Origin of the sequence: Bradyrhizobium sp. PRIMUS42, assembly GCF_023006515.1 — a bacterium.
Taxonomy (GTDB): Bacteria; Pseudomonadota; Alphaproteobacteria; order Rhizobiales; family Xanthobacteraceae; genus Bradyrhizobium.
Genome location: NZ_JALBGZ010000777.1, coordinates 1 through 2,766, shown reverse-complemented (window position 1 = coordinate 2,766; position 2,766 = coordinate 1). Strand labels below are relative to the sequence as shown.

Genomic DNA, 2,766 nt, shown 5'->3' with positions numbered 1-2,766 from the left:
AATGTCGTCGCGGCTTCCGCACCGATCCCGCGTTCCACCCGCCCCGCGTCGCGCAGCCTCGCTCAGGCGACGGAGATCAACACGGTGGTCGGCAAGAGCGTCGACGGCATGGTCGCGACCGCGACCCGCCTCTCCGCCGCCAAGGGCGAGAGCATCTGGCTCAAGATCGTGATGCTGTCCCCGAGCGCTAGCCGTGCCATGTCGGTCACGCTGATGGGCGAGCTCGATACGGCCGCACTACGCGCCTATTTCGTCAAGCCACGGGCCGTGATCGCGATGGGCTTTGTCGACGATCCGATGCACGGCCTGTCCTGTGACAGCTTCTCGGGCAGCGCGACCACGAAGCTCGAAACCACGTCGTTCGTCGTGCGCACCGCCGCGCTGCGCTGACAGCCGCGACTACGTCCACAAACTCGATCTCGTAGCCCGGATGTCGCTTCGCTCATCCGGGCTACGGCAATGGCAGCCGAGGCGCCAACGCCTCAGAGCATTCCGAGCGCCTGCATGTAAGTCTCGAGAATGGTCTCGGCCTCGGCGCGCTCGTTCGGGTCCTGCTTGCGCATGCGCACGATGGTGCGCAGCGCCTTGACGTCGTAGCCATTGCCTTTGCTCTCGGCATAGACGTCCCGGATGTCGTCGGAGATCGCCTTCTTCTCTTCCTCCAGCCGCTCGATGCGCTCGATGATGGATTTGAGCTGGTCCTTGGCAAATTTCGTCGCGGGCTCGTCGTCGCGGACGGCGGCGGTGGTGGCCATCTTGGTACTCCAAATGGAACTGGCAAAACGAGGTGACGCCGGCATCCTCACCGCGCGTGCTGGGGAGAACCCTTAGGGTTGGCGTCCCCCGCGTTCAAGCAAGCATCGCGCTCGTCCACAGCGCGCCCACACCTTCCTGCTGCGGGGCGAAGAAAGCTGTTGTGTGGTGCGACTCAAGGGCGTGGCGCGTGAGACCGCTCAGTGCCCGTGGCCGTGAGGATGGACCTTCTTCATCGTCTCAAGCTGCTCGGGCGTGGCCGTGCCCTGGTATTTCGACTTCCAGGTCTCATAGGGCATGCCGTAGACGGCCTCCCGGCTCTCGTCCTTGCTCAAGGCGACGCCTTGGGCGTCCGCGGCTTCCTTGAGCCAGTTGGACAGGCAGTTGCGGCAGAAGCCGGCGAGATTCATCAGGTCGATGTTCTGGACATCCGTCCGCGTCTTCAGATGATCGACCAGGCGGCGGAACGCAGCCGCCTCGAGTTCCGTTCTGGTTTTGTCGTCGATTGCCATGGTTATATCCCCTGGGCCTGGCCCGATGGAGGTCACCCTTACGGGATCAGGTGGGGCCTGTCACAGATTTTGCCATATCCCGGCGCAAACCGGCCCGACGACGGAATTGCCGCTCGCTTGGGGCCGTTCCCAGCCCTACGCCAAATCGTCAATGATCTGGTATAGCTACCGCGACAATGATTGCCGAATCTCCCCGCCCCCCGCTTCGCCTGCTCGCCCGGTTGGTCCCGGTGCTGGTGATCGCCTTGCTGTGCCTTTGCGCCAGTCCGGCCTCCGCCGATTTCCGCCTCTGCAACAACACCTCGAGCCGGGTCGGCATTGCGCTCGGCTACAAGGACGCTGAGGGCTGGACCACCGAAGGCTGGTGGAACATCTCGTCCCGCTCCTGCGAGACCCTGCTGCGGGGAACGCTGGTCGCCCGATATTATTACATCTACGCGATCGACTATGACCGCGGCGGCGAGTGGTCGGGGCAGGCCTTCATGTGCTCGCGTGACAAGGAGTTCACCATCCGCGGCACCGAGGATTGCCTCGCGCGCGGCTATGACCGGACCGGCTATTTCGAGGTCGACACCGGCGAGCAGCGAGCGTGGACGGTGCAGTTGACTGACGCCAACGAACAGCCGGCGCAGCAGCGCGTACCGGGCCTGCCTGGTCCGGTTGGCCCGGGCGGGGTTCCGGGTTTGCCCAATAGCCCGCCCGGTGGTACGCCCCCCGCCGCGCCTGGCCTCCCGCCAGCTCCCTCGCCACCGTCTGGAAGTAAGCCATGAGGCGTCTTCGCCGTATCAAGATTCTCGCGACCCTGGGACCGGCCTCTTCAGATCTCGCGATGATCCGCCGCCTGTTCGAGGCCGGCGCCGACCTGTTTCGCATCAACATGAGCCACACCTCGCATGACAAGATGCGGGAGCTGGTGGCGACGATCCGCAACGTCGAGAGCAGCTACGGCCGGCCGATCGGCATCCTGGTCGATCTCCAGGGCCCGAAGCTCAGGTTAGGGGCCTTCGCCGAAGGCTCGGTCCAGCTCCAGAACGGCCAGACCTTCACGCTCGATTCCGACAAGGCGCCCGGCGATACCACGCGCGTCCACCTGCCGCATCCGGAGATCCTGGCGGCGCTGCGGCCCGGCCACGCGCTGCTGCTCGACGACGGCAAGGTGCGCCTGATCGCGGAGGAAACCTCCAAGGAGCACGCGGTGACGCGTGTCGTGGTCGGCGGCAAGATGAGCGACCGCAAGGGCGTCAGCCTGCCCGACACCGACCTGCCGGTCTCTGCCATGACATCGAAGGATCGCGCCGACCTCGAGGCGGCGCTTGTCACCGGCGTCGACTGGATCGCGCTGTCTTTCGTGCAGCGCGCCGACGACGTGCTCGAAGCCAAGAAGATGATCCGCGGCCGCGCCGCCGTGATGGCCAAGATCGAGAAGCCGCAGGCGATCGACCGCCTCGCCGACATCATCGAGGCCTCCGATGCGCTGATGGTGGCGCGCGGCGACCTCGGC

General features: G+C 65.5%; 4 protein-coding genes and 1 pseudogene. 3 read left to right on the top strand and 2 right to left on the bottom strand.

Going from position 1 to position 2,766, the window contains the following annotated elements; genetic code table 11:
- Positions 1-390: pseudogene (locus MOV75_RS33470) on the top strand (ATP-binding protein); the annotation flags it as partial.
- Between the two features lie 92 nt (positions 391-482).
- Here the strand turns inward: MOV75_RS33470 and MOV75_RS33465 are convergent.
- Positions 483-755 (bottom strand): DUF2312 domain-containing protein, encoded by a 273-nt coding sequence (locus tag MOV75_RS33465; protein ID WP_094976882.1) that lies wholly within the window; start codon positions 753-755, stop codon positions 483-485.
- A 198-nt stretch (positions 756-953) separates the two neighbouring features.
- A complete protein-coding gene (locus MOV75_RS33460) occupies positions 954-1,265 on the bottom strand; it encodes a DUF1244 domain-containing protein (RefSeq protein WP_246931450.1) in 312 nt (103 codons plus the stop codon).
- A 176-nt stretch (positions 1,266-1,441) separates the two neighbouring features.
- Here MOV75_RS33460 and MOV75_RS33455 point away from each other — a divergent pair, with 176 nt between their 5' ends.
- Positions 1,442-2,035 (top strand): DUF1036 domain-containing protein, encoded by a 594-nt coding sequence (locus MOV75_RS33455; protein ID WP_246931448.1) that lies wholly within the window; start codon positions 1,442-1,444, stop codon positions 2,033-2,035.
- Positions 2,032-2,766: pyruvate kinase (locus tag MOV75_RS33450; protein ID WP_247007462.1), on the top strand; the 735-nt coding region annotated here is incomplete at its 3' end. The genes MOV75_RS33455 and MOV75_RS33450, both read left to right, overlap by 4 nt.